This is a genomic window from Paenibacillus sp. sgz302164 (assembly GCF_056120505.1).
Genome location: NZ_JBVYOL010000024.1, coordinates 1 through 26,406, shown reverse-complemented (window position 1 = coordinate 26,406; position 26,406 = coordinate 1). Strand labels below are relative to the sequence as shown.

Here is a 26,406-nt window from a genome sequence, read left to right as displayed (position 1 = left end):
CCAGCGCATTCGCGTTTGATGGATTGTTCATGTCTCTTTCCCTTCTTTCTCTTTTCGTCTTTGCTGTACTTTAATAGTAAGAAATTCGCGGTCCCCTCACTATGTCGGACTCGACTTTTCATTAGCACATTTTCGACTTCGTTCGCGGCCGGACTTGGCCGGCTTCCAAGCAAAAAGGCCGCCCCCTCCGTCACTTCCGTGACTCGCGGGGCAGCCTCTGCCAATTGCCGGTTATTTGCTTTGTTTTGCCCATTCGTCGAGCTGTTTTTGTTTCTCTGCGATGATTTTGTCAATGCCCGAGGATTTCAATTTGGCAATGAATTCAGGCAGTATTTTATCCGGGTCTACGCTTCCCGTTTCAAGCGCCAATTTATATTGGTTGAGCACGTTCGTTACCGCTGCATACTCCGTTTTTACGGGGTCTGGACTGAAGGAGAAGCCAAGCGCTTTCGATTTGCCTGCTTGCTTGTTGAAGCTGTCCATCTTTTCCCAAATTTTTGGGTCATCTCCGGTAAACACATGGGACAAGAATTGGTTCCCGAACATCCAGCCTTGGTTTAGAGCGTAAGCTACCGATTTGGCGTCCATTCCGGCCGGATATTCAATTACGCCGCTGTTGTCAGCCTTTTTGACGTAATCTTTGCCTTCAATCCCCCAGTCAAGCAGGTTAACGATGTCTTTGTCGGAATACATCAAATTCAGGAACTGCATCGATTTGTCCGGTTTTTTCGCATTGATCGGGATGCCCCACATAATGGTTGCAACCGTCGATGTTGTCATTGTGGCCGGAGTCAGAGGAATCGTCGTTATCGGCGCCCCTACGCCCCGGCTATCCTGCATATCCATGCCCGGCTTTTGATTCGTCAGATAGGCGATGCCTTTGCCGGCTTTCAGCAGAGCGAAGCTGCCGTCCTTATTCGTCGCCGCATCCTGCATAATGTAGCCGGCCGTGTACCAGCTTCTCATTTTCTTCACGAATGCCGCATATTCGGGTGTTTCATAGAGATTGACAACTTTCAGGTTGTTGTCGTAATTCGGCAGGACGCCGATGGCGTCGCCCAAATTATCGAACCATCTGTAGCTGTCCAGGAAGGATAAGCCTGATGTCTGCGGAACAAGCGGCGTCAGATTCGGCTCGGCGCTTTTGATTGTTTTGAGCGCGCCCTCGAGGTCGTCCAATGTCTTGATGCTGTTCGCATCGATTTTGTATTTATCCAAATATTCTTTCTTTATATTCACGCCGTAATTTACGGCCAAATCCCGATTGCTCGGAATCGCGTACGTGCTGCCGTTCACTTTGGTCGCGCTGAGCGAGGCCGGATCAAATACTTTCTTGATATCCTGCCCGTATTGATCCAGCAGCGGGTCCAGCTTCATCAGCTGGCTTTTGGCTACGTAACTCGTATACGTTCTTCCGGAAACGAACATCAGATCCAATTTTTCATTGCTGGAGAGCATCAGGTTGGACTGCTGAGCCCAAGAGCCGACATTGATCGGAGTCAGTTTCACCGTAGCATTGATTTTCGGCAGCGTAATTTTATTGATAGCGTCCTGCACTTCCTGCATATTGGAAGGTATCGCATTGTACGCGGAGAAGGCCACGGTCAGTTCGTAAGGGGCCTCTTTGCCCCCTGCCGCGCCGGACGGCGAAGCCGAGGAATTGCCCGCGGCGTCCTTGCCCCCGCATGCCGTAAGCGTTATCATGCTTCCCGCTAATACAACGCCCAACAATTTGGTTGTTCTTTTCATTGTACTCCCCCATTTGAGTAAATTATGAAGCTACCTTGATTGTACGGCTGCACCGATGGATCTACTATGCTCATTTCGACTTTTCATTAACACGGATTCGACCTAAAAGTCACTTTTTGGCACGCTGCCTGTAGTCGCTCGGATTGAGGCCGGCGTGCTTGCGGAACACTTTCGTAAAATAGGAAAGGTTATTCATCCCCACATGCGTAGCCACATCGGTGACCGGCATATCCGTCTTGTTCAACAGCTCCTGCGCGATCCGCAGGCGCTCGTGGAGCAAATATTCCTTCATGGACATCCCGGTTTCCTTCTTCATCATACGATCCAAATAGTCCGGATGGAGAAAAAACTGATTGGCGATATGCTCCCGGCTCAAGTCCTGGTCATAATGCTTGGAAATATATTTCCCGACTTTGGAGGCTACCGAGTGCGTCGCTTCGATTTCGCGGATATGATCCATCGCCTTGGCGACCATATGCTGAATCCATTCCAGCATATCCATGACCGAGCGGCCGCTCCCCGCGGACAATTCAATGGACCTGCTGTCCTTGAACAGCTCGCGGGCCTGAATCCCCTTCTCCTTCAGGACGGAGTATACAATCTGCATAAAATCGTGATGGAACTGGTGCATGAAGGCTGCGTCCATCCCCGAATTTTGCACGGTTTTCGTCAAATAATGCTTAACCTCGGCCAGCACCTGATCTTGAGCGCCCTGCGCCAGCATGACCGACCATACTTTCATATCGGGCATCGCCGCCGAAACGGACGACTGCGGCTGCCAGCTGCGCAGGAACACCCGGTTGTAATAGGCGACATTATTTTTCTTAAGGCTGAGCAGTTGGCGCACCATCTCGGGCATTTCATGAATCAGAGACGCGTCCCCGACATAGCAGGAAAGGTCGCAATAAAAGTAGCGGTAGCACGATGAAATATACGCCTCCAGCTTGCTTTTCAACAGGTTGGCATCCAGCCGGGCATCTGCGGGCAGCAGGAGCACGGCAAGCATTTCGTTGCGATCCAAAGACATCAGCTGCGCGTCGATGCCCAGTTCGCGAATGACTTCTGCCGCGGCATTTTTCAAGCCGTATTCCAAAATTTTTTCATCCCGCAAAGTCAGCGTCTTATGCCATCTCTGCACATGAATCAGCACGGGCAGCACACGCATGTCTTTGGCGTACGTAATTTTCCGCTCATCCATCGCCTTACGGACGGCATCCGGATTGGACGGAATAACCAAATTCACGATATCCAGCCAAAACCGTTCGATGAACAAAGGATGATGCTGGACCCAGGATTGGCTGATTTGCGCCAATTCGCTTTCTTTGCGCACCTTTCCGATCGCTTTGACCATCACATCCTCCAGATCTTCGGGCGTAATCGGCTTTAGCAAATAGTCCAGGCTGCCCAGTTGGATCGCTTTTCTGGCAAAAGCAAAGTCCGCGTGGCAGGTCAGGAACACGGTCTCGGTCGCGGGATAATGCTCTTTCACCCAGGACAGCAGCTTCAGCCCGTTCTCCTGCGGCATCTCAATGTCGCAAAGCATGATGTCGATGTGATGGTTGGCGAAAATCTCTTTGGCCTGTGCGGCGTTATAAGCTTCATAGATGGCGGAAACTCCGATTTTGTCCCAATTCACGACTGTCTTTACGCCTCTGACAGCAAGAGGTTCGTCATCGACGATGAGCAAATGAAACATATAGTTGGAACCTCCCATTCATTAGTGATCCGGCTGCAGGGGCAGCTCGATTCGGACTAGCGCTCCCGAAGGCGTACGGTTCGAGAACGAAATGCGGGCGCGGTTGCCGTACAGCAGCCTCAGCCGGTGCCACACATTCCAAATTCCGATATGCTCCCCCTGCTCATCTATAATCCGATTGCCTACCCTGAGCTCCTGCAAAACCGCCTCCGGAAATCCTCTGCCCGTATCGCCAATCTCGATCCGTATATGCGGGTCCGGCTGCGAATCCTCCATCTCGATTCGAATAAAGAGCGCAAGAGGAACATCCATCTGCGGCGCATGCTTGATCGAATTCTCGATGAACGTCTGTATGACCAGCGGAGGCACGTGAATTTTATGGAACGATTCAGGCGTCTCAATGCGGAAGTTCAACGTTTGCTGGAACCGCAGCTCCTGAATCCGGATGTAGTTGCGCACATGCTCCAGCTCATCGTTCAACGGGATGAACGTCAAATTGCTTTTTAACATATAGCGAAAATATTTGACCAGGCGCAGCGTCATTTCCTGGATCAGCTCATAGTCTTTGACCAAAGCCAGATTGTACAAAATGTTCAAGGAATTCAGGAAAAAATGCGGGTTGATCTGCAATTGCAAATACTGGAGCTCCGCCTTCTGCTTGCTGATTTGCTCCTCGTACACATGAATTTTCAATTCTTCGATCTGGCCGATCATCTTGTTGAAGGTCGTATGCAGCAGTTGGAACTCGTCGGAAGCAGGGTACGGCTGAATCCGCACTTTGACGCCTCCTTCCCCGATGCGCTTCATGGCCGACACAATCCGCATCAGCGGAATCAGCATCGTCTTGCGAAGGAACAGCAAAAACCCCGGCAGCAGCAGCAATCCCAAAAAAGAAACCACAAACACGATTCGATTCAAATAAGGCAAGTTTTGCAAAATCGTCTCATTCGGTATCATCGCAACGAGGCTGAAATTCGCTTTCTTGGACCGTTCGCCGACGATCAGGAATTGATTCTTGGCTCCGGTCAAATAATACTGCTGGAAGCTCCGGCTTAAATCAACGTCCTTGGCCGGCGCGCGCGCATCGTCGGTCATCGGCTCGCCGCGGTCCGTGACGAACATGGAAGCTCCCTTTTCCCCGATATGAATGAGCGTCAGCGGCAGCATTAACGTTTTGACATTGACCCAGGCGCCTACGTACATATTGCCCAGCTTGAGAATGCGAAACAAATAATAATCGCGGTTAATCTTTTTGACAAACCAGTTGCCCTGCAAGGACGGCCCGGATTCAGGCGCGCCCCCCAGTTCCGTCCGCAAATACTCCCTGACAAAATCCCTTTCGCCCGAATCGGACACCTGGTTTTTGACAACATCCAGCAAGTCTTTTTGCGCCGGCGAATATATAAAGTAGGAATCGACTTTATACATTAATATGTCATTCGAAAGCTTGTCCGACAGATGAATCTTGGCCAGCATATAATCATCCGGCGTAGGCGGGCTCCTCAGGATTTGCAGCTCAAAATTGGCCGACAGCAGAGAATTCAAGTATTTATCCGCCTCATCCAGCCCGCTGTCGATTTGCCCCATATACAGGGAGATCATATTTTTGTTGGACATCGCGACCTGCTCGCGGACTACGTGAATCGCGTAAAAATTATTATAAAAAAGCAGCCCCAGCAAAGGGATGGCGACAAGCAAAAAGCTGATGACCAACTTGAACCTGATCGAATTCCAGGGAATGTGCAGCTTGGGCAGGTTCATAGAGCCGCTCTCCTTTTTAAACCGGATTATTCTCACATATGATGTTACATCGCGATCTTAATACCCACATTAACGGTGCGTCGCTTTTTTTGCTATCCTGGATTCGACCTAACTACCCAACGAATTCGACTTTTTTAGCAAACAACCGGAAAAAACGCCAGGAACATGCGCCCCTGACGGTACGATCCTGCTATAAGTTCCACCGCTCCGTCGAATCCCGCCGGGTGTGCTGCAGCTCTGCATGGCGGCGGGCGACCTCTGCCGGCGGCGGCCGATGCGCCTGCTCACCTTCTAGTTTGCAGCATTATTCGACAAATATCCAGCACACTTCGAAGGGGTCTGTACAATGCGAAAATCCCTGCACTTTTGCAAGCTGCCCAGTAACCCATATGCCTGAACCTGACGCACAATTTGCCTGATTGCGTGAAGAAAACCTGCAAAAGTCAGGCTGTTGAAAAACCCCCGCGTCAGAGGCGATAGCCACAATCTGCCTGGCCGCGCAAAGAAAACCTGCAAAAATACATGAATTTGCGTCTTTAATCGCTGGCCACCGAGAATTCCTGCAAAAGTGCAGGCTTTTCAGCGAGGACATGGGCTCAGGTTCACTTTCAGCAAAAATTCCTGCACTTTTGCAGGTTTTTCGCCAAAATGAACCATGATTACAGAAAAAACCTGTACTTTCGCAGGCTTTTCCCTCTCGGGCCCCTTGTCCCAGAGGCCTGCATGTATGCCTGCCGCACCTTAGCACGCCCCACGAAAAAAACACCTCAAAAAAACACCTCCCTTGCGTTCGCATTTCAGCGAGAAGGAAGGTGTTTTACTTAACGGAAGCCTTTGGGGGCGTCTTCCTCAGGGATGCCGCGCAGCAACGCATGAAGAAGGGCGGCCAGCTCCAGTGAGGTGGCTGCGTCGGTGATGCTGCCTTCCGCGCTCAGCTTCTTGTTCACGAAGGGCACGAGCATCGTTCCCCCTTCTACTACATGCGATGTCAGCATACGCAGAGTCAGCATTAGCGAGGCATGCGCCTGCCCGCCCCCTGTCGCCAGCGGGGACGCACTAATCACAGCCGTAGGCTTGTTCAAAAATTCACCCGAAGATACGATCCAGTCGAGGGCGTTTTTCAAAACGCCCGGTACTCCGTTCGCATATTCGGGCGTACATAGAAGCACTCCGTCAGCCGCTTTCAGCCGAGCGCGAAAATCGTTGACCGCGGCAGGCGGCTCCTCCCCGTCCAGATCAGGGTTAAAATGCGGGAGCTCCCCGATCCCTCCATACAACGTAACCGTCATAGAGCCGGGGGCCAAAGCCGCCGCTGCGCGCAAAAGGATCGTATTCGACGAGCTTGCCCGAAGGCTGCCGGATATCGCCAAAATGTCCGCCGTTTTTCCATCCATCTCTTCCATTTCCTCCTTGTTCGTACAGCCATAGCGCTTCAAACCTATTCTAAGCCATGACATTAATGTAAGAGTCAAGGGATGCAAGAAACGTTGCGACTAGTGGCAGCCGCCTGATGATCGGCTCTAAAGGTTCGGCCTGGTTCCGATGACGACGGTGGCGTCCAGTTCGTCGGAACTCGCCACCTGCGGGATCAGCCCGCTGCGGGCAAAAATCTCGACGGTCTGCGGAGCCTGCCGCTCGCTCGTCTCGACCAGCAGGCGGCCGCCCGGCGCCAGCCAAAGAGGCGCCGCAGCGGCGACCCGCCGCTGGAGGTCGAGCCCGTCCGCGCCTCCGTCGAGCGCCACCCGCGCCTCATAAATGCGGGCCTCCGGCGGCAAAAGCCTGATCGCTTCCGTTGGCACGTAGGGTACGTTAGCGATCAGGATATCGACCCGGCCGCGCAGAGCAGCCGGCAGCGGCTCGTAGAGGTCACCTTCGTACACGTGACCTCCGGCAGCAGCGACGTTGCGGCGAGCGCAGCGCACCGCAGCGGGATCGATGTCGACGGCGTGCAGCTCGACCCGGTCCAGACCGGCGGCCAGCGCGGCGGCCAGCGCGACGCCCAGCGCGCCCGTGCCGCAGCACAGGTCCGCCACTACGGCTCCGGCACGAGCGAAGGCGGCGGCCTGGCGGACAAGAAATCCGCTGCGTTGCCGGGGGACGAAAACTCCCGGGTCCACTTCTATCCGCAGACCGCAAAACTCCGCCCAGCCGATGACGTGCTCGAGGGGCAGGCCGGCAACCCGCCGGTCCACCATGCCGGTAAGGTCGGCCGGCGTCCGCGCCGCAGAAATGAGCAGCCGGGCCTCATCCTCGGCGAAAACACAACCGGCCGCCCGCAGCCTGGCCGCGATCCTTTTACACTCCTCCAAGTTCAAAACAGCGCCCCTTATGTTCATCAATCCCTCTCCTCTACGAAAGGTTACAAATTCATTATGAACATTTTATCCCCGTCTCAGCTTGCCGGACAGGTACAAATTCGTTATAAGGGACTTCCCCGCCCCTTAACCGCCAAAAAGACTGCCAATCCACGGCAGACCCGAATTCAATCCCTGGCTGCTTCGCTAAACGCAAGTAAAAAGAGACCTGCTATCGCCCCGAACAGGTCTCTTTTTGCACTCGTTTCCTTTCACTCAAAACAAATCCAGCTGCCTCGGCGCCAGCCCCTCGTAGTCGAGCCCCAACATCTCCATCAGTTCTTTGGCGTTGCCCGCCGCATGTCCCCCCGAGTTGTTGTTGAAAATAACGCATATATCCTTCACCTGCTCCTGCAGCTGCAGCAGCCGCTCTTTCCATTCCAGCAGCTCCTGCCGGTTGTAATGATATAAATACCGGACATCGCGCCAGTTTGTCTCGCTGTTTTGCTTCCAACCGCTTACGTTGCGGCCGTGAAAACGAACGATGGTCATGTCCGGGTGCGTCGCCCGCAAAACCGTCGGCACCGAACCGATCCCCGCTTGCGGCTCATCGCAAATGCTGTGCATCCAGCCTTCCCGCTGCATAAAAGCCAGCGTCTTCTCCATCATCCCATCCGCAAACCAGCTCTGATGGCGAAACTCCAGCGCGGCCGGCAGGCTGCCCATCTTGGCCTTCGCATAGCGGAGCAAGTCGACATTCGCCTTGCTGCATTCAAACCATGGCGGATACTGAAACAGTACCGCCTTCAACCGGCCCGCCTCCTGTACCGGACGCACCGATGCCAAAAAAGCGTCAAACATCTGCTCCGTTCCGGCAAAAGGATTCTCGCCCCGCAAATGGCCCGTCATGCCCTGATATGCTTTAACAATAAAGCCGAACCCGCCCGGCGTTTCATCCAACCATTTGCGGTAATTGCGCTCCGGTTGAACAGCATAAAAGGAACTGTCCAGCTCCACAATCGGAAAATGCGCCCCGTATATTTGCAATTTTCCACGGCTGTTTTCGCCCAAATCATGGTCGCCCCATCCGCTTAATCCGATATAAATCAAAGGCTATCCCCTCACCGCGTTTTTCCTTCCATTGTAGCCAAGCGGATGTTCAAAAATCAAATCACACTTTCCCTAAAATGCACCAGCTGTACTTCCATTTCTTTATACTAATTACAAACTTTTTACTAAAATATTGAGGTGAAACAAAGGGGACTCTATCTGGAAATTTATATACTTCGTGCCGCAGCCATTCGTTCGATGGCCTGGCAGCAGCGGTAAAACCTGCAAAAATGCAGGCTTTTTCGATGAAAGCGGCTCGTTTTGGCGAAAAGCCTGCGATTGTGCAGGAATTTCCGGTTGAAATGGGTCTAAGCCCGGGGGCTAGATGAAATTGCTGCACTTTTGCAGGAATTTTTCGCTGCTGGCGCATTGACGAGCAAAAAACTGCACTTTTGCAGGTTTTCTTCTTCTCGCCTTATCCCCAGCACAGCAAATGAGCTTCTCAACAGTTTGAATAATACAGGCCATAACGCAAGCTTCTGTGCCGCGCCAGCTCCGGCGATGCACTAGCCCGGCTTCTCCAGCATCAGGGTCCATCCATGAGCCGAGCCGAAGCTTAACGGCGTCTTTGACGGCCCGTTGGCTTGTCACATCACATCGTCCCGGAAAAGCTCGTTGTAGTACACGTATTTGCTGGCGGGGTACTTAAAGCCCAGAAACATGCCGGAATACGCGATCTCCAGGCTGATCAGCCGTTTCGTCCTGACGGTGCTGCGGATCAGCCGGCTGAGGAACGCTTTATTCCCCTGTTTGATCGCATGGGCCACGAGCGCGGCATATTGCGGATTGCGGGCGAGCTCCCGGTAAAGCGGGACGACCTCCCTGGCTATCGCCCGATGGATCGAGCCGTTAAAAGTGAATTGCGCCTGCCCCGGGCGGATCGATGTCGCATTGGTAATTGCATAGATCGGCTTCGGCAGCGGAAAATCAACGAAATAGCCGATGCCGTTCGAGGCAAGCGAGGATAGCGGCTCAGCGCCGATCACGGAGCGGAGCATCTTTTCCATGACCGCCAGATCCGCTTCGCGCACGGCTTTGGCCCATTTCTCGGCAAAAGGGCGGCTGGCAGCTATTTTGCAGTAGAAAGGAAGCATGATTGCTGCCGCTTTACGCAGCGCGAGTGCGGGGAGAACGATTTTTTTGCGAGAGCTTTGCAGCTTTACCGTTTTCATGAATACCCCTCCCTGAATGAATCTTCCGTATTACAGACTATTACATCAGGGAGCGATAGGTGCGCCAATTGCGTGCAGCACAATAAAACCCGGGGAGCTTTTGTCCCCGGGCTCGCTATAGCAACCGCATTTATGTTAATATTGCCCGGCCGCTGCGCCGGCTCGGTTTTGGCCACTTGGCCTTGAGGGCCGCTTGCACGTCAGCCCAGAGCTGCTCCTTGGTTTTGCCGTCGATGCTGATGCCAAGCTTATGCGCCCGCTTGAGCAGATTGCCGATTTTCTTTTGCTCCCGGGCCTGCCCGATCGCGGAGCGAAGCTGCTTCGCCGTCAATCCGTCCGTGCCGATGCCGAGTGTTCTCGCTGTTCCTTGCAGCTTTGCCAGCTCAGCCTCCTGAATCTCCGTCTTGAGCTCCTCCTGCGTTTTACCGGCCATAGTACCGATGCCCAGCTTCGCCGCCTTTGCCTGCAGCCTGGACAGCGCCCTGTCCTGCAGCAGCCGCTTGCCCGGATAAAAACCGGAGCTTATAGACGTTTCAACCGCGGCCTCCAGCTCCGCTTCGGCCATCGTCGGAATGCCTGAAGCTATAAGCTCTGCCAGCGCGATTCCCATCAATTCTCTATGCATCATCATACACACTCCTCTATATTCAAATACGGTTTTTTACTATTTACCCCCATCATAGCGGAAAAATATGTCATAAGTTTGACTTCGGCGCAGGCGGCAGTTGAATCGAGAAAACTGTGCCTCTGCCGGGCATGGACTCCACCCGAATCCAGCCTCCGTGCGCCTCTACGATGCTTCTGCAAATGGCGAGGCCGAGGCCCGCGCCGGTGCGGTTGCGGCTTTCGTCCACCTTGTAGAACCGGTCGAATATATATGGCAGCTTCTCCGCCGGAATGCCGGGGCCGTTATCCCATACCTCGATCCAGCGTTCGCCTCTTAGCTCCTTCAAGCGGATTCCGGCCGTGCTCCCCGGCGGGATATGCGCGATTGCGTTGTCCAGCAAATTGATGAACACTTGCTTGATCCGGTCCGGGTCCATATAAAGTACGAAAGGAGCTTCCTGCGCCTCGACCCACAGCTCGATGGCGTTAGCCTTCGCTTTCATCGTCAGTCCGGTCGCTACGTCCTGCGCAAGCTCCGCAGCGTCCGCCTCGACCCGGCTCAGCGTCACCCGCTTCTCGTCAAAGGACGAAAGCTGCAGCAAATCGTCCACCAGCTGGCTGAGACGCTTCGTCTCGGACAGGGACACCTGGATAAAGTCGCGGGCGTCCGCGGGATCGACGACTTCATCGACGATGCCTTGCAGAGATGCGCGGATCGTCGTAATCGGCGTCCGCAGCTCATGCGAAATTTCCGAGAGGAAACGCTTGCGCCCCTCTTCGACTTTCTCAAGTTTGCCCGCCATCCGGTTGAGCGAACCTGCCAAAGAGGCGATTTCGTCTTTCCCGCGCACCGGCACCCGGCCGCTGAAATCCCCCGTCGCCAAAGCTTCCGCCGTTCGGCTCATAAGCTGTATCGGCTTCACAAAATGCCGCGAAACGGCGTACAGCACGATCCCCGCCATCAGCGCGATTAGAACGGCGGACATCATAATCGCCTGGTTGATCCCGCCGATCACCCCCTGGATGCTGCGCAGCGGGGTATACAGGAACAGACCGCCGGCAACCTTGTTATCCAGCAGGACCGGTTGTCCGACAATCAGCATATTCACTTTGCTGTTCTGGGTAAAGGGGCCTTTGACCGTAATTTGTTCGCCGTTAAGCACGCTCTGCACCCATTCATTGCGTTCCGGCACTTCCCCCAGCGGGATGATCTTTTCTTGATTGACACTGGGATGCCTGATGACGGAAACCCGCACTTCGGACGTTTTTTCCAGAGCGGTGATTTGTCTGCGAAACTCCTTTTGCGTGGTAGATCCGTCAAACAAGCCTTTGGCAAGTTCCTCGACCTGGCCGATCTTTTCCTGAAGCAGCTTCTCGCTGTGCTCGTACGTTTTCTGCCTCATGGTATAGCCGATCGTAGCCGCGATCGCGAGGATCGAGACGAGCGTAATAGCCATGTAAACAAACAGCAGCTTCCGGTAAAAAGAATTCAGCATGAGTCCGCTCCCTCGAATTTATAACCGATGCCCCATACGGTGCGGATATTCCACTCATTGTCTTTTTCCGTCATCGCCTTCAGCTTTTGCCGGATGCGCTTGATATAGACATCGACCACGCGGTCGTCGCCGTCAAAGTCCCAGCCCCATATTTTCGAAATCAAATCTTCCCTGGAGAACACCTGATTCGGAAAACGGGCGAAAAACAGCATGAGGTCATATTCCCGTTTCGGCAGCGATACTTCTTTGCCATCAACCGTGACTTCATGCGAGATGGCGTCGATGCGCAAGCTGCCGAATTCGTAAACATCCGTTTTGACGGGAGTTTCCAGCCGGCCTGACGCTCTGCGCAAAATGCTCGTAATACGGGCGACAAGCTCGTTCGGATCGAACGGCTTGACCATATAATCGTCGGCTCCCATTTGCAGCCCTTCGATCCGTTCTTCCACCTGTCCTCTGGCGGTCAGCATCAGGATGGGCACGTCGCTTTTGGCGCGAATCTGATTGCAGACACTCCAGCCGTCCTGCTTCGGCAGCATCAAATCCAGCACCACAAAATCCGGATTCAACCGTTCGAACAGTTTCAGCGCGGCATCGCCGTCGTGCGCCGTTTCCACTTGAAAACCGCCCTTCTCCACATAGAGCTTGGTAATGCGGCAAATGTTCACGTCATCGTCAACGATCAAAACGGTTTTCTTCATCGTGCCCTCCTTGTCTCTCCGTCGCAACCTGTCTGGTTCCATTATACTTCGTTCAAACCCAAATTTCACGAATCGCGGGTCTGAACAAGAAACTGGACTTGCGACCGATTTCAAAGCCGTTTTCATGATTTATTTTCATAAAAGAGGGAGGCACGTTACAAAGTTGTGAACGATTTTGACCAAAACGGCGAAAAAAAGCTGCTCCCGCAGTCATCGGAGGATGACGGAGGAACAGCCTTGTGGTTTTATACTTCAAATGAACTTTTGAGCGAGACGATCAGGTTGAACACGAGACGGTCGACGGTCGTATGCTTCGGATCCACGTTGAAATAACCGTGACGGAAAAATTGGAACTTGTCATGCGCCTTCGCCTGCTTCATGTTGTCTTCGACGAAGCCTTGCACGATTTGCAGCGAGTTCGGGTTCAGCTTCTCCAGGAAGGAGGCGGCGTCATCGTCGTTATCGTCCAGAATAAGCGGCTCATACAAGCGGAATTCCGCAGGAACCGCGTGTTTGGCGTCCACCCAATGGATCGTGCCTTTCACTTTGCGGCCGGTAAATCCGCTTCCGCTCTTCGTTTCGGGATCGTATGTGCAGTGCAGCTCGACGACTTTGCCGTTCTCGTCCTTAATAAAATCGTTGCATTTGATGAAGTAAGCGTGCTTCAGACGCACTTCGTTGCCGGGAAATAGGCGGAAATATTTGTTCGGCGGATTTTCCATGAAATCGTCCTGCTCGATGTAGATTTCGCGGGAGAACGGAATTTGGCGGTGGCCCATTTCCGGATTTTCCGAATTGTTTTCCGCATCCAGCATTTCGGTCTGATCTTCCGGGTAGTTCGTAATCACGACTTTGAGCGGGTTCAGAATGCCCATCGTGCGCAGCGCCTTCAGCTTCAAATCCTCGCGGATGAAGTGCTCCAGCATTTTGCTGTCGACGACGCTGTAGCTTCTCGCTACGCCGATTTCACGCGCAAAATTGCGGATCGCTTCAGGCGTATAGCCTCTGCGGCGCAGCCCCGAGATCGTCGGCATCCGCGGGTCGTCCCAACCGTCAACCGCTTTCTCGTCGACGAGGAGCTTGAGCTTTCTTTTGCTCATGACGGTATTCGTCAGGTTGAGCCGTGCGAACTCGTACTGTCTCGGCACGTTCGGCATCTCGCATTCGCGGATCACCCAATCGTAAAACGGGCGCTGATCCTCGAACTCCAGCGTGCAAATGGAATGGGTCACGCCTTCGATCGCGTCTTCCAGCGGGTGGGCAAAGGCGTACATCGGGTAGATGCACCATTTGTCCCCTGTATTGTGGTGATGCGCGTGAACGACGCGGTAGATGACCGGATCGCGGAAGTTGATGTTCGGCGATGACATATCGATCTTGGCGCGGAGCACCTTTTCGCCATCCTTGAATTCGCCTGCGCGCATCCGTGCGAACAGGTCCAGATTCTCCTCCACGCTGCGGCCCCGGAACGGGCTTTCTTTGCCGGGCTCGGTCAGCGTTCCGCGGGATTCGCGGATTTGCTCGGCCGTTTGGTCGTCTACATAGGCAAGGCCCTTGCGGATCAAGACGAGCGCGCGGTTGTACATTTCCTCGAAGTAGTCGGAGGCAAAGAACAAGCCGTCCCATTGAAAGCCGAGCCAAGCCACGTCCTCTTTAATGGATTCTACATACTCCGTATCTTCCTTAACCGGATTCGTATCGTCAAAACGCAGGTTGGTCAAGCCTTTGAACTCGTCGGCCAGCTCAAAATTGAGGCAGATCGACTTCGCGTGCCCGATGTGAAGGTATCCGTTCGGCTCCGGGGGGAATCGGGTGACGATCTGGCTGACTTTGCCTGATTGCAAATCTTCGATTACAATGTTTTTAATGAAATTGGATGGAGTGCTCTTCGTTTCCATTGATGCCAGCCTTTCTCCCTCGGGTTTAAAGTTTTATTTTCTATCATACACTAATTCTTAGCAAAATATAAAGGAGCCAGCGCCGATGGAGAATTTTGAGTCCAATTTGGATAAATATGCAGAGCTTGCCGTAAAGGTGGGCCTGAATGTACAGCAAGACCAGACGCTCGTTATCATGACGCCGATATCTTGCGCCGATTTTGTCCGTAAAGTAGCCAAGAAAGCTTATGAAGCGGGGGCAAAAGACGTCGTCGTCGATTGGGACGATGACGAAGTGAAGGCGATCCGCCTGAAGCACGCGCCCGAGTCATCCCTGCTGGAATACCCGATGTGGAGAGCGAACGGGCTGGAAGAACTGGCCAAAGGCGGTGCAGCCTTCCTCCAGATCTACGCGCCCAATTCGGACTTGCTCACGGATATCGCCCCGGACCGCATCGCTACGTCCACCAAAACGGCCGCCGCAGCCCGGGAAGGCTTCCTGAAGTACCTGCGCAACAACCAGGTGAACTGGCTGCTCGTTTCCTTCCCGACGCCGGAATGGTCGGCCAAGGTATTCCCCGGACTTGGCGAAGCCGAGCGGATCGAGAAGCTGTGGGAGCAGATTTTCACGCTCACCCGCGTCAATACTGCCGATCCTGTGGAGGCATGGAAGCGGCATTTGGCCGTGCTGACCGGCAAGCAGCAAATGCTGAATGCGAAGAGATTCAAGCAGCTGCATCTGCAGTCGCCGGGAACGGACCTCTACATCGAGCTCGCTTCCAAGCATGTGTGGGTTGCCGCAGGCAGCGACACCGAAAGCGGCATTCCGTTCGTTCCGAACATGCCGACGGAGGAAGTGTTTACGATGCCGCGCAGGGACGGCACGAACGGAACCGTGCGCAGCACGCTGCCGCTGAGCTATCAGGGCTCGCTGATCGACGGATTTACTTTGACGTTCGAGAACGGCAAAGTTGTCAAGGCGACGGCGGAGAAAGGCCAGGAAGTGCTGAACAAGATACTGGACATAGACGAAGGAGCCCGGTACCTGGGCGAAGTCGCTTTGGTGCCGCATAATTCGCCGATCTCCCGCTCCGGCATTATTTTTTACAATACGCTATTCGATGAGAACGCATCCTGCCACGTCGCGCTGGGCAATTCCTACCCGTTCACGATCGAGGGCGGATCGGCGATGAGCGCCGAAGAGCTGGCCGAGCACGGCTATAACAAAAGCTTGATCCACATAGACTTCATGATCGGCTCGGCCGAAATGGATATCGACGGCATTACGGAGGATGGAACCCGCGAACCCCTGTTCCGTAAGGGCAACTGGGTATAAGCGCTACAGCGATTTCTTCACCTTCGAAGAAACGAGCGCCCACTTGCCTTCCTTCCACTTCCAGATCGACAATGCATAACCTAGCGTATCGGCGTCAGCCATGCCTGCGATTCTTTGAACGCCTTTCAGTTCGCATACGCCGTCCTGATCGGCATCCATCGTCTGCAAGTCGCTGTACGGATTAACGCTAACGAGAAACGGTTTGACAAGCATGCCGTTTTTGTATACGCCGGACTGATCGTAATCCTGCTTTTTCTCCTTGAGGTCGATTTTGAAAGATTTGCCCGTTTCTTCGATTTTCAGCTTTACCACGTAGTTATGCTTGAACTTCGCCGTCACGCGAAGCGGCTCAGGGACCGGCAGGGCTGTGGGCACATTATTTTGCAGCGAATAGATGTGGGAACGGGACGCTCCGCCGCTGCCGCCGGTTTCTGCGGAGACATAAATTTCGGGCAGCTTGTCGCCGTTGAAATCGCAGAACCGCATGTTCGGGTTGTGGCCTCCCTGCAGCGGAATCACCACCTGATTCCGGCCTTGGCCGCCGGTTACGACAACGAACAGCCTGGAAAAATACGAGCCCGCAGCGTCCGCCTTCGTTCCGCCCAGCGCCACCAACTCCGGCTTGCCGTCGCCGGTCACATCGATTTCTCTCGTCTGCAGCAGCAGGCCTTGTTCCGCCCCCGCCCCCGCTCCCGGCCCCGGGGTTGACGGCTCCCGGCGCTCTTCCGCCGCTGCCGCGTTTATCCCCTGCAAGGCTAAGCCGCTTAATAACACTCCGACCGCCGCTGCATGCAGGGCGGTTTTCGCTATTTTTCTGAACAATGCGCTCCACTCTTTTCCTTTTGAATTCGTAGCGGTCTTATTTTTTCTAATTTTTCCATCAACTATTCGGAATAAGGATGGGCTTTGCAAATCTAATTTCCAAAAGGATTCGCCCATCCCCGAATCGAATTGATTGAGAACTAAAATTTTATGGATGAGGTGCGACCATTGAAGCTTGATCGTCTGCTTGCAATAACGATGCTGCTGCTGAACCGTAAACGAATCTGCGCCAAAGAGCTGTCGGAGCGCTTTGAGGTATCGCTGAGAACCGTATACCGCGATGTGGAAACGATCAATCAGGCGGGCATTCCGATCGCCTCTTATGCCGGCGCAAACGGCGGCTATGAAATTATGGACCAGTACCGGCTGGAGCGGCAGTTTCTCACGCTTGAGGAGCTGCAATCGATTATTACCGGGCTCAAAGGCATCCGCTCCAGCATCGGCGAGCAAGAAATCGGAGGCCTGCTGGACAAAGTAGGCGCGCTGGTCGCCAAGTCCGAGCAAAAGACGGTGTCCGAGCTGCACAATCACCTCGTCATCGATATGAATCCGTGGCACAGAAGCAGCGCCGAAAAAGAGAAGCTGCAGTCGCTGCGCCACGCAATCCGCCAAACGAAGCTTATCCGCTTTCAATACACGACATCCCAAAGCGAGCTTTCCGAGCGCACCGTCGAGCCTATGGGCATCGTCATCAAAGGCTTCGGCTGGTATTTGCACGCCTACTGCCTGCTGCGGGGCGATTACCGCGTCTTCCGCTTATCGCGCATGAAGGACATCGCCATGCTTCCCGAGACGTTCGTGCGCAGGCCCGAGACGCTGGAGACGCTGTCCTATAAGATAGGCAAAAGGCCCGAGGCGTCCTACGTCAAACTCCTCCTGCACATGCAGCCGAATGTCCGCGCTCAGGTGGAAGACTACTTCCATCCCGAGCAAATTACGGCTCAGCCTGACGGCACGCTGCTCGTCACCGCGGTCCAGCCTGACGAGCCCTGGCTGTACGGCATGCTGCTCAGCTACGGCCCCAGCCTGCGCATTCTGGAGCCCGCGCACATCGCCGGCATCGTCAAAGAAAAAGCGCAGCAAGTCGCCGCGCTCTATTCCTAAAAAACACTGACAACCTGTTGTCAGGGAGGCTCCTTTATACTAAGGCTATTACGCATAACAAGGAGGCTTCTCCCCCATGATTACATCGATTCAAGCGTTCGCAGCCGAATGGAGCAACGAAACCAAAACCACACAGCGCGTGCTGGACGCGCTCACCGACGCATCTCTGAGCCAGGGAAGCGAGTCGAACTTCCGTCCGCTGGGACAGATCGGCTGGCATATCGCCACGACGATCCACGAGATGCTTTCGCGGACAGGCCTGCAGTTCCAGGCTCCCGAAGGCGAAGAAAAAGCCCCCGCTTCCGCCGCGAAGATTGCTGATACTTACCGCGCCGCTTCGCAAGCGATGCTGGATGCCGTGCAGTCGCAGTGGACGGACGCCAAGCTCCACGAGTCCACCGACATGTATGGCGAACAGTGGCCGAACGGCCTGACGCTGCGCGTCCTCATTTCGCACGAAATCCATCATCGCGGCCAGATGATCGTACTGATGCGGCAGGCCGGACTGTCCGTGCCGGACATCTACGGGCCGACCCGCGACAACTGGATCGAGTGGGGCAAGCAGCCGGTCCTGTAGGAGCCGTCCCCGAGCCGCCTCAGCGCGTTGATCGAGTCGCGACACATGGCCGACCGACCGCCGTCATGCAGCGCAACACCGCGCGCTGGGAGCTGCGCGCGGTGCGTTTGTGTGGGGCGCTGTTGCTGCTCTCGGTGCGTTTGGACGGGGCGCTATTACTGCTCTCGGTACGTTTGTGCGGGCGAAGTTGCTGCTCTCGGTGCGTTTGTGCGGGCGCTGTTGCTGCTCTCGGTGCGTTTGCGCGGGCGCTGTTGCTGCTCTCGGTGCGTTTGTGCGGGGCGCTATTTTTGGGGGAACAGTCGCTTTTCCTGGGCGGGCAGCCGCTTGATAGGGGAAAAGCCTGCGAAAGTGCAGGTTTTTTCTGCGAAATTGGCTTATTTGGGCGAAAAGCCTGCAAAAGTGCAGGAATTTTCGCTGAAAGTGAACCTGAGCCCGTGTCCCCGCTGAAAAGCCTGCACTTTTGCAGGAATTCTTCGTAGGCAGCGATCAGTGACGCAAATTCATGTATTTTTGCAGGTTTTCTTGATGCAGCCAGGCAGATTGGGGCTATCACCTCATGACGCAGGTTTTTTTTCAACAACCCGATGCGGTCCGGGAAATATTCCGGACCGCATCTTTTTTCAATTTTCACGAAAACGAATGAAAATGCTATCTTGAGTGCGAAAATGTAAGATTCGCGTTTATGTAAACGCTATCTTTAGGTTTTGTGATATGCTGCCGGGTATTTAAAGCCAACTTCCAACCTTTACTTAAGTTCCTTTCAGGCGTATTATTCAAAACGTAGTTCATTTAGTACAATCATATGAATCCTTTATCGCTGAATTTCCTAAGGAAAACGGGGGAACCAATGAGGCGTTCATTGCCTTTGGGGTGAATCGCGTACGGACGGCATCCGTGCGTGTAGGGCTACTCTCAGAGTCCGAATCCGACAGCTAACTTCGTAAGCGTACTATGGGAGAGGGATGAATCCGTGCTGCTTATTTCGTGAGCCACAGGGTCAGACCCTGTGGTTTTTTGCTGCCAAAAATAGCCCTGCGGCAGTCGCGGACAAGTGAAACTACTTAATTCAGGGGAACATACAGGAAAGCGCCGGTGGAGGGTAACTATGGTAAACAGATTAAAAAGAATGCTGATCGGGAGACCGATGAAATCCCACGAAATCGAGGACGAGAAGCTGACGAAAATCAAAGCGCTTGCCGTCCTGTCATCGGATGCGCTGTCTTCCGTCGCTTACGGCACCGAGCAAATTTTGCTCGTTTTGATGACCCTCGGCTTTGCCGCCGTTTGGTACTCCATCCCGATATCCATAGCCGTATTGGGGCTGCTGACCATTCTGGTCCTGTCCTACAGGCAGACCATATACGCCTATCCGTCGGGCGGGGGCGCGTACATCGTAGCCAAGGATAATCTTGGCGTAGGCACAGGGCTGGTCGCAGGCGGGTCGCTGCTGGTCGATTACATTTTGACGGTAGCCGTCAGCTCGTCCGCGGGCACGGATGCGATTACGTCCGCTTTTCCGGCACTGCACGATCATCGCGTGCTGATTTCTTTGGTCATGATTTTATTTCTTACGATCATGAATTTAAGAGGCATTGCCGAATCCGCATCGGTTCTCGCACTGCCGGTCTATTTGTTTGTCGCCGCCATTTTTCTTCTGATCGTATCGGGTCTGTTCAAGTACCTCACGGGCGGCATTCATGCGGAGGTTCCCGAGATCGGAAGCGTTGTGAGCAATGTGAGCTTATTTCTGCTGCTCAAAGCTTTCAGTTCCGGCTGCTCCGCGCTGACCGGGGTAGAGGCCGTGTCCAACGCGATACCGAACTTCAAAGCTCCTGCGGAGAAAAATGCGGCCAAAACATTGATCGCCATGGGCGCCATTCTGGGCAGCATGTTCATCGGCATCAGCCTGCTTGCCTACTGGTACGGAATCAAGCCGTCTCCGGAAGAAACGGTCGTTTCGAAAATCGCCGAAGCCACGTTCGGACGCGGGGTGCTGTACTACTGCATTCAGGGCGTGACAGCGCTCATTCTCTTCCTGGCGGCGAATACGGCTTACTCGGCTTTCCCGCTGCTGGCCTTCATGCTCGCCAAAGATAAGTTCATGCCGCACATGTTCAAAGTCCGCGGAGACCGTCTCGGCTTCTCCAACGGGATCATCATGCTGGGCGTACTGTCCGCTTTGCTGGTCATTCTCTTTCACGGGAATACGGAAAACCTGATCCCGCTTTATGCAGTCGGGGTGTTCATTCCGTTCACCTTATCCCAGTTCGGCATGATGGTTCGCTGGATCAAATTGAAGCCTGCCGCGTGGATCGTCAAGTTCATCATCAATACGATCGGGATGATCACTACGCTCACGATTACCCTGATCTTTATTTTCACCAAATTCAGCCAGGTTTGGATGGTTTTCATCTTTCTGCCGATCGTCATTTTCCTGTTCTTCCGCATTCACAGCCACTACATGAACATCGCTAATGAATTGCGCGTAAATCTGGAAAAGGATAAGCCGGAAATCAAGGGAAGCACCATCGTCATTCCCGTTGCCGGCATTACCCGGGTCGTACTCAATTCCATCAGCTACGCCAAATCGTTAACCGATAATGTCGTTGCCGTCTACGTCGGCTTTGACGACGATGAAATTCACAAAATGGAAGAAAAATGGGAAGAGTGGAATCCCGGAGTCCGACTTATCGTGCTGCGTTCCCGCTACCGGAGCGTCATGAAGCCTCTGATCAAATTTATCGAAACCGTGGAGTGGAAAACGGCGGAGACGGATCATATCACCATCCTGATTCCGCAATTTATTACAAAACATTGGTGGCAAAATCTGCTGCATAACCAGACGAGCCTGCTCATTCGGGCTTATCTGTACACGCAAAAAGATATCGTTATCGCTACGGTTCCTTTCCGCTTGCATCGTTAACCGTTCATGCACCACCGGGGCAGGTGCCGCTTCGGTCAATCTAACCCAAGCAGATTGGCCAGTGGTTTGAACAACGGCATAATCCAGGCACTTGGCCCCGGCAGGTCCGGTTTGAACAAAAGAATAATGGATAATAGGCAGGCGGCCAAAGTAATACCTCCGGCCACCGCCTTCTCCTTCACACCGATACCCGGCGCACCCGAAGACAAGCCGAAATAGACAATCAGAGCTACGCATACGATACCGGCTACTGCAAGGCTTTTCAGAAGCGTCCCTCCTTATTTCTTGCGGATTTTATCGGCGGGCATTCCTTGAGGCAAGTCCGATTTGCCGACTCGCGTAATTTCGGTCCGAATGCTGACATCTACCGGCAGTTCCCTGAACATTTCAGCCCACTCCTGCTTGTTCTTTGCCCATTCCCGCGGATAATGGTTCCGGAATAGATCGGCGAAACCGAACGCATCGATTTGCAGCTTTTTTTGAGCGTTCGCCAGCGTGGACTCGACAGTTTCCGCGAGCTGCGCTTTCCACGCCTCCTTCGCTTTCCGGATGAACTCGATACTCATGTTGTTCGTATTCGTCGTGTTCAGAATCAAGTCCCCGGATATCTGAATATCGACGTTCATCCGCCACTCTCCGGCGTGAGTTATTTTTGGAGTGATGCGCGAGTTCGCTTGGATCAGATGAACCGCCACCACTCCTTCCACACCTTGCAAATCGAAGGAAAAGTTCATCGTCTCCAGCTCGTTGCGGAGAAGCAGCAGCCCGATCGTATCCGTCTTGCCCAGCATGCTCGCCAGCTTGTCCTTGCCGAACACCGCCACCCCGTTGATGGCGGTCGTCATCTGCATCGGTCTGTTCACCTGCTTCCATGAGATCGGATCGACAATCGTCAGCACGGCGGATTGGCTGTCCCCTTCCACCATCTGCGTCAGCCGCTTCAGCGTAACAAGCATGCCGAGCTTCATATTGCCCATCTCCCGAAGCTCCTCCGACGTGCTGCGCTCAAGAAGCGGCTGAAGATCCAGCACGGAAATGGCTGTTCCCGGTGTAACATACACATAAGCGTGTTCCCGGAACTGCAAATATCTGAGAAAAAAATCAAGATAGGGGCGGATTCCTTTCTCCGCCGCTTCTTTTCCGAACACGATCACCTCGCTGTGCCCCCAGAACAAATAGCGCGACAATTTGCGCTGCAGCTCGATCATTGCCTCGTCAATGCTCTTGCCGGTCCCTTTGCGCAAAAGCGTAGCCCCGGTTACATTACCGCCGCTCCCTCCCGTACTGTCTTGCGGGCCGCCTCCCGCTGCCCGGGGAATGAAGATTTGCGCCGACAGTTCGACCGCTCCGCTTGGAGTCACGTCCACTCCCGTGGCGAGCACGATGGCCAAATCATTGATTTCCTTCCTGTCCCAGCATCCCGGCAAAGCCAGCAGCAGGGAGAGGATCAGGACGACCCGGCCCCCTCGCTTCACGAACGATCGCCCGCTCTTCCTGCCCGTTCTCCAGACGCTCATTCGGGCGAAGGGGATCGGCTGTTCCGTATTGCCGCGACAAGCAGCAGAAGGCCGGGCAGCAGGATCAGAGCGATCATCGTGTACAAGTTGCCGACGGCGCTGAGCAGGCTGGCAATCTCGCTCTGATTGGATGCAACCCAGAACGAAAAGGCCACCGTCAGGAAAGCCAACGGGAACACCAGGGGCCGGTAGTCCTTCAGGTTCAGCAATTGGGCGACGGAGACGGAGTTCAAATAGAGAAATAAAGAAACTTTTATCAGTATCCCGGTAATCCAAATGGCAATGATCACGGCCTCCAGGTGCTGCAAAAAGTCCGCATAGCTAATATAACGGGCCGCTATCATAACCGGATAGGCGAGCCTGTCCGTTACGTCGCCGAACAGAAACAGACAGGAAATATTGACGGCCACCATCGTGAAGGTTGTCACACCCAGCGAGATCAGGGAAACCCGCCATACGCGGTCCCGGCCGGTAACGTAAGGAAGGAAAAAGCTGAGTAAAACGTATTCGCTCAGCCAACTGGCCGGAGCCACCGCGCCTTTGAAAATGGGCTTCAGCCCCTTTTCCGCAAACGGAAGCCATTCGTCGGTTTTCCACTCGGGAATCAGCAGCAGCAGAATAATAACCAGCAGGGCCGCCATCAGCGTCACGAGAATGACAGCGGACCGGCCCAGCACTTCGATCCCGCTGACAACATTGAGGGCGCAGACGAAAATAAGACTGCCCATAACGACAAAAAGCGGCGTCTGCGGAAGAATGGCGCTCAGAATAAACTCCCCGTATTCTCTCAGCACGGTTCCGTTCAGTTGAGCCAAGTAGAACACAAAAAACAGACCGAACAGTTTCCCCGGAACTTTGCCCAAAATCAGAACGCTCGATTCGATGGGAGACAGCTGAGGATGACGAACGTTCAGACGGTAGGCTATAAAGATCGCCAGCAATCCTACGGTAGAAGCCAGCAAAGGCGTCATCCACATGTCGTGGCCCGCGTAGCTCATCGTTACGCTGGGGACGCTGAGAACCGCTGTCGCAAGGATGGTCGGGAACATGATCGCGCTCATCTGCAGGGGGGTAATTCTACCTTGTTCCATCATCGCCCTCACCTCTTTTCAAATCGACATTCCCCCGACTGGGCTTCTCCGGCCACGGTCTGGCGCCCGACAGCTCGGGACTGCCCGTACCGCTCCAGACCGGAGAGCGCATGAACACGTCCTTGAATTCACGCAGCCGGGTCGGTGTGACCGGAGTTAAATACGGAAGCCCGAATGAGCGGAGCCTGCACAAATGAATGATCATAACGATAAAACCGAGCATGACACCAACGAGACCGAGCGTGCCGGCCAAAAACATGATCGGGAACCGGAGCAGCCGCGGCGGAATGCCGAGCGAGTAACGCGGAATCATAAAGGAAGAAATCCCCGTAATCGCAACGACGATAACCATGGGCGCGGATACGATCCCCGCCGATGTAGCCGCCTGCCCGATAACAAGCGCCCCGACGATGCTGACGGCCGAGCCGACCTGCTTCGGAAGCCGAACGCCCGCCTCCCGCAGAGCTTCGAACGTAATCTCCATAATCAACGCCTCAATCAGCGCCGGGAACGGAATTTCCTCCCTCGATTTGGAAATATTGAGCAGCAGCACGGTCGGAATCATCTCTTGGTGAAACGTAGTAATCGCTATATAGGCAGACGGCAAAAGCAGCGAAATGACAAAAAAAACGTAACGAAGCCAACGGACAAACGTGCTTACCAGAATATTTTGATAATAGTCCTCGGGCGACTGCAGCAGCGAAAACAGGCCGATAGGCGCCACCAGCGCAAATGGGGTGCCGTCGATCAGAATGGCGACCCGCCCTTCCAGCAGGTTAGCACACACGACATCCGGTCGTTCCGTCGGCAGCAGTTGAGGAAACGGAGAGAACGGATTATCCGATATCCACTCCTCGATCATTTCGCTTTCCAAAATTCCCTTGGCCTGAATAAGTTCCAGGCGGCGGCGTATCTCCTTTACCAGTTCCGGATTGGCCAAATCTTTTATATACGCGATGATAATATCCGTCTTCGAATGGCTGCCGACGGATAGGTTCACCGTTTTCAAATTGGGCGTTTTGAGCCTCCTGCGAACGAGGGGCAGATTGACCCCGATTCCTTCGGTAAACCCTTCCCGCGGTCCCCGAATCGTCGATTCGGCAACAGGCTCCTGGACTTGGCGCTGATCCAGCCTTATAAGATCGAACGACCAGGCGGTCATAGAACCGTCCAAAAACAGGACTGGATAGCCTCCACAAATTTTGTTCACCGTTTCATTAATCCCGGTATGCTCCGAAAGCGACGCCGTATGAATGCGCTCCTGCAGAAATCCGTCGTATAATTCGAACTCCTCGTCAGCGAGCATGGCAAGCGGCGAAAGCACCTGCTTTTCCAACGCGAACTGGTCCGAATACCCCCGGACGTATACAACGCAGCAGCGGACGGAGTCCGATATAGAAAAGGCGTGGAATACAATATCGTAGCAATCTTCAAAGACAGATTGAAGGTAGGATATATTGTCATCCAGCGATTCCGACAACTCCACATCGCAATCGTCGGCCAAGCTGGAAGGGGCGGAAGGAACGGCCTTGGGCATATCTGTTCATCTCCGATGTCTGGGAATGTATACTTGACTACCCCCATTATTCCCATTCGGCAGGGCTGTAAACGTTCGACAACTGCGGATGGGGAGAACGAACCGCGGCAAGCGTAACGTGAATAGAAGGACCAAAGGCTTTTTTGCATCGTTAGGGGATGCACCCGCAAAGGAAGGCGCTGCCGAAGCGATGTTTTAGAGGTCGATCGGATAACCGGACAGCCTAAGGCAACACCGGCCATGCACGGAAAAGTTGCAAAAACTCCCGTAATGCCGTGAACGTCACTCCACAGTATGAAAACTAATCAGGCCTACTGCGAAAACTCGCATGCTTCGAGGCAGTATACCTACTTGGCGACACGCGGAAAACCTGAACCCCCCATAACGCCGTGGACGTCATCCCACAGAATGAAAATACCAGGTCTACTGCAAAAAACTCGCAGGCTTTGAGGCAGCGTACCTCTTGGCAACGCGCGGAAAACCTGAACCCCCCATAACGCCGTGGTCGTCACTCCACAGAATGAAAATACCAGGTCTACTGCAAAAAACTCGCAGGCTTTGAGGCAGCGTACCTCTTGGCAACGCGCGGAAAACCTGAACCCCCCATAACGCCGTGGTCGTCACTCCACAGAATGAAAATACCAGGTCTACTGCAAAAAACTCGCGGGCTTTGAGGCAGCGTACCTCTTGGCAACGCGCGGAAGACCTGCAAAAGTACATCTTTTTCCTCGTTGGTAGGCCTGCAGCGAAATATTCCTGCAAAACTGCAGTTTTTTGCGCTGAAATTCACGCTCAGACCCGTCTGGATCAAAAATTCCTGCACAATCGCAGGCTTTTCGCCAAAACGAACCACTTTCATGGAAAAAGCCTGCACTTTCGCAGGTTTTACGGACGTGTGGAGGGCGGCGGGCAGGTAGGTCGCTGGTTTTGCAGGCCGATGGAGGGCAGCGAGCAGGTAGATCGCTGGTTTGGCGGGCCGATGGAGGGCAGCGAGCAGGTAGATCGCTGGTTTGGCGGGCCGATGGAGGGCAGCGAGC

21 protein-coding genes and 1 riboswitch are annotated in these 26,406 nt (G+C 54.1%); of the genes, 4 read left to right on the top strand and 17 right to left on the bottom strand.

All coding sequences use genetic code 11. The features are described from left to right. Positions 1–231 precede the first annotated feature (231 nt). The 12 genes from AC0LWT_RS30240 to AC0LWT_RS30185 all read right to left on the bottom strand — a co-directional run bounded on the left by AC0LWT_RS30240 (position 232) and on the right by AC0LWT_RS30185 (position 14,483). Complete coding sequence (locus tag AC0LWT_RS30240; RefSeq protein ID WP_474685004.1) at positions 232–1,749, bottom strand: ABC transporter substrate-binding protein; 1,518 nt, start codon at positions 1,747–1,749, stop codon at positions 232–234. A gap of 109 nt (positions 1,750–1,858) precedes the next feature. Next, positions 1,859–3,445, bottom strand: a complete 1,587-nt coding sequence (locus AC0LWT_RS30235; RefSeq protein ID WP_474685003.1) for a response regulator transcription factor — start codon at positions 3,443–3,445, stop codon at positions 1,859–1,861. Between the two features lie 21 nt (positions 3,446–3,466). Continuing rightward, positions 3,467–5,206: a sensor histidine kinase gene (locus tag AC0LWT_RS30230; RefSeq protein ID WP_474685002.1), complete on the bottom strand. Its 1,740-nt coding sequence runs from the start codon at positions 5,204–5,206 to the stop codon at positions 3,467–3,469. 821 nt (positions 5,207–6,027) lie between these two features. Then, positions 6,028–6,600: an NADPH-dependent FMN reductase gene (locus tag AC0LWT_RS30225; RefSeq protein WP_474685001.1), complete on the bottom strand. Its 573-nt coding sequence runs from the start codon at positions 6,598–6,600 to the stop codon at positions 6,028–6,030. A gap of 126 nt (positions 6,601–6,726) precedes the next feature. Next, complete coding sequence (locus AC0LWT_RS30220; RefSeq protein ID WP_474685000.1) at positions 6,727–7,521, bottom strand: putative protein N(5)-glutamine methyltransferase; 795 nt, start codon at positions 7,519–7,521, stop codon at positions 6,727–6,729. Positions 7,522–7,776: 255 nt separating this feature from the next. Then, positions 7,777–8,610 carry a DUF72 domain-containing protein gene (locus AC0LWT_RS30215; protein ID WP_474684999.1) on the bottom strand — a complete coding sequence of 278 codons (834 nt, stop codon included), beginning with the start codon at positions 8,608–8,610 and terminating at the stop codon, positions 7,777–7,779. A gap of 321 nt (positions 8,611–8,931) precedes the next feature. Continuing rightward, positions 8,932–9,201 (bottom strand): hypothetical protein, encoded by a 270-nt coding sequence (locus AC0LWT_RS30210; protein ID WP_474684998.1) that lies wholly within the window; start codon positions 9,199–9,201, stop codon positions 8,932–8,934. Beyond that, the gene (locus tag AC0LWT_RS30205) at positions 9,198–9,782 is read right to left on the bottom strand and encodes a hypothetical protein (RefSeq protein ID WP_474684997.1); all 585 of its coding nucleotides are present in this window, start codon (positions 9,780–9,782) and stop codon (positions 9,198–9,200) included. The genes AC0LWT_RS30210 and AC0LWT_RS30205 overlap by 4 nt, the downstream gene beginning before the upstream one ends. 130 nt (positions 9,783–9,912) lie before the next feature. Next, entirely contained in the window at positions 9,913–10,413 is a 501-nt protein-coding gene (locus tag AC0LWT_RS30200; protein WP_474684996.1) for a hypothetical protein, read from the bottom strand. Positions 10,414–10,477: 64 nt separating this feature from the next. Next, positions 10,478–11,884: a sensor histidine kinase gene (locus tag AC0LWT_RS30195; protein ID WP_474684995.1), complete on the bottom strand. Its 1,407-nt coding sequence runs from the start codon at positions 11,882–11,884 to the stop codon at positions 10,478–10,480. Next, positions 11,878–12,585 carry a response regulator transcription factor gene (locus AC0LWT_RS30190; protein WP_474684994.1) on the bottom strand — a complete coding sequence of 236 codons (708 nt, stop codon included), beginning with the start codon at positions 12,583–12,585 and terminating at the stop codon, positions 11,878–11,880. The genes AC0LWT_RS30195 and AC0LWT_RS30190 overlap by 7 nt, the downstream gene beginning before the upstream one ends. A gap of 245 nt (positions 12,586–12,830) precedes the next feature. Then, a complete protein-coding gene (locus AC0LWT_RS30185; protein WP_474684993.1) occupies positions 12,831–14,483 on the bottom strand; it encodes a glutamine--tRNA ligase/YqeY domain fusion protein in 1,653 nt (550 codons plus the stop codon). Positions 14,484–14,568: 85 nt separating this feature from the next. Here AC0LWT_RS30185 and AC0LWT_RS30180 point away from each other — a divergent pair, with 85 nt between their 5' ends. Beyond that, positions 14,569–15,798 carry an aminopeptidase gene (locus tag AC0LWT_RS30180; protein ID WP_474684992.1) on the top strand — a complete coding sequence of 410 codons (1,230 nt, stop codon included), beginning with the start codon at positions 14,569–14,571 and terminating at the stop codon, positions 15,796–15,798. A 3-nt stretch (positions 15,799–15,801) separates the two neighbouring features. Here AC0LWT_RS30180 and AC0LWT_RS30175 read toward each other — a convergent pair whose 3' ends face one another. Then, positions 15,802–16,620 (bottom strand): hypothetical protein, encoded by an 819-nt coding sequence (locus AC0LWT_RS30175; protein ID WP_474684991.1) that lies wholly within the window; start codon positions 16,618–16,620, stop codon positions 15,802–15,804. A gap of 168 nt (positions 16,621–16,788) precedes the next feature. On the opposite strand from AC0LWT_RS30175, the gene AC0LWT_RS30170 reads away from it, so the two are divergent. The 3 genes from AC0LWT_RS30170 to AC0LWT_RS30160 all read left to right on the top strand — a co-directional run bounded on the left by AC0LWT_RS30170 (position 16,789) and on the right by AC0LWT_RS30160 (position 21,224). Beyond that, positions 16,789–17,724 (top strand): helix-turn-helix transcriptional regulator, encoded by a 936-nt coding sequence (locus AC0LWT_RS30170; protein WP_474684990.1) that lies wholly within the window; start codon positions 16,789–16,791, stop codon positions 17,722–17,724. Positions 17,725–17,800: 76 nt separating this feature from the next. Further along, positions 17,801–18,301 (top strand): DinB family protein, encoded by a 501-nt coding sequence (locus AC0LWT_RS30165; protein WP_474684989.1) that lies wholly within the window; start codon positions 17,801–17,803, stop codon positions 18,299–18,301. A gap of 805 nt (positions 18,302–19,106) precedes the next feature. Beyond that, positions 19,107–19,264: riboswitch (cyclic di-AMP (ydaO/yuaA leader) on the top strand. Positions 19,265–19,406: 142 nt separating this feature from the next. Continuing rightward, positions 19,407–21,224, top strand: coding sequence for an APC family permease (locus tag AC0LWT_RS30160; protein WP_474684988.1), 1,818 nt, complete (start codon positions 19,407–19,409; stop codon positions 21,222–21,224). Between the two features lie 278 nt (positions 21,225–21,502). Here the strand turns inward: AC0LWT_RS30160 and AC0LWT_RS30155 are convergent, their stop codons facing one another. The 4 genes from AC0LWT_RS30155 to AC0LWT_RS30140 all read right to left on the bottom strand — a co-directional run. Then, positions 21,503–22,699: a Ger(x)C family spore germination protein gene (locus AC0LWT_RS30155; protein WP_474684987.1), complete on the bottom strand. Its 1,197-nt coding sequence runs from the start codon at positions 22,697–22,699 to the stop codon at positions 21,503–21,505. 38 nt (positions 22,700–22,737) lie between these two features. Beyond that, on the bottom strand, positions 22,738–23,835 hold the full coding sequence (locus AC0LWT_RS30150) for a GerAB/ArcD/ProY family transporter (RefSeq protein ID WP_474684986.1): 1,098 nt from the start codon (positions 23,833–23,835) through the stop codon (positions 22,738–22,740). Further along, positions 23,819–25,369 carry a spore germination protein gene (locus tag AC0LWT_RS30145; protein ID WP_474684985.1) on the bottom strand — a complete coding sequence of 517 codons (1,551 nt, stop codon included), beginning with the start codon at positions 25,367–25,369 and terminating at the stop codon, positions 23,819–23,821. Before AC0LWT_RS30145 ends, AC0LWT_RS30150 begins: the two co-directional genes overlap by 17 nt. Positions 25,370–25,904: 535 nt before the next feature. After that, a partial coding sequence (locus tag AC0LWT_RS30140) for a hypothetical protein (RefSeq protein WP_474684984.1) occupies positions 25,905–26,406 on the bottom strand: 502 nt, incomplete at its 5' end.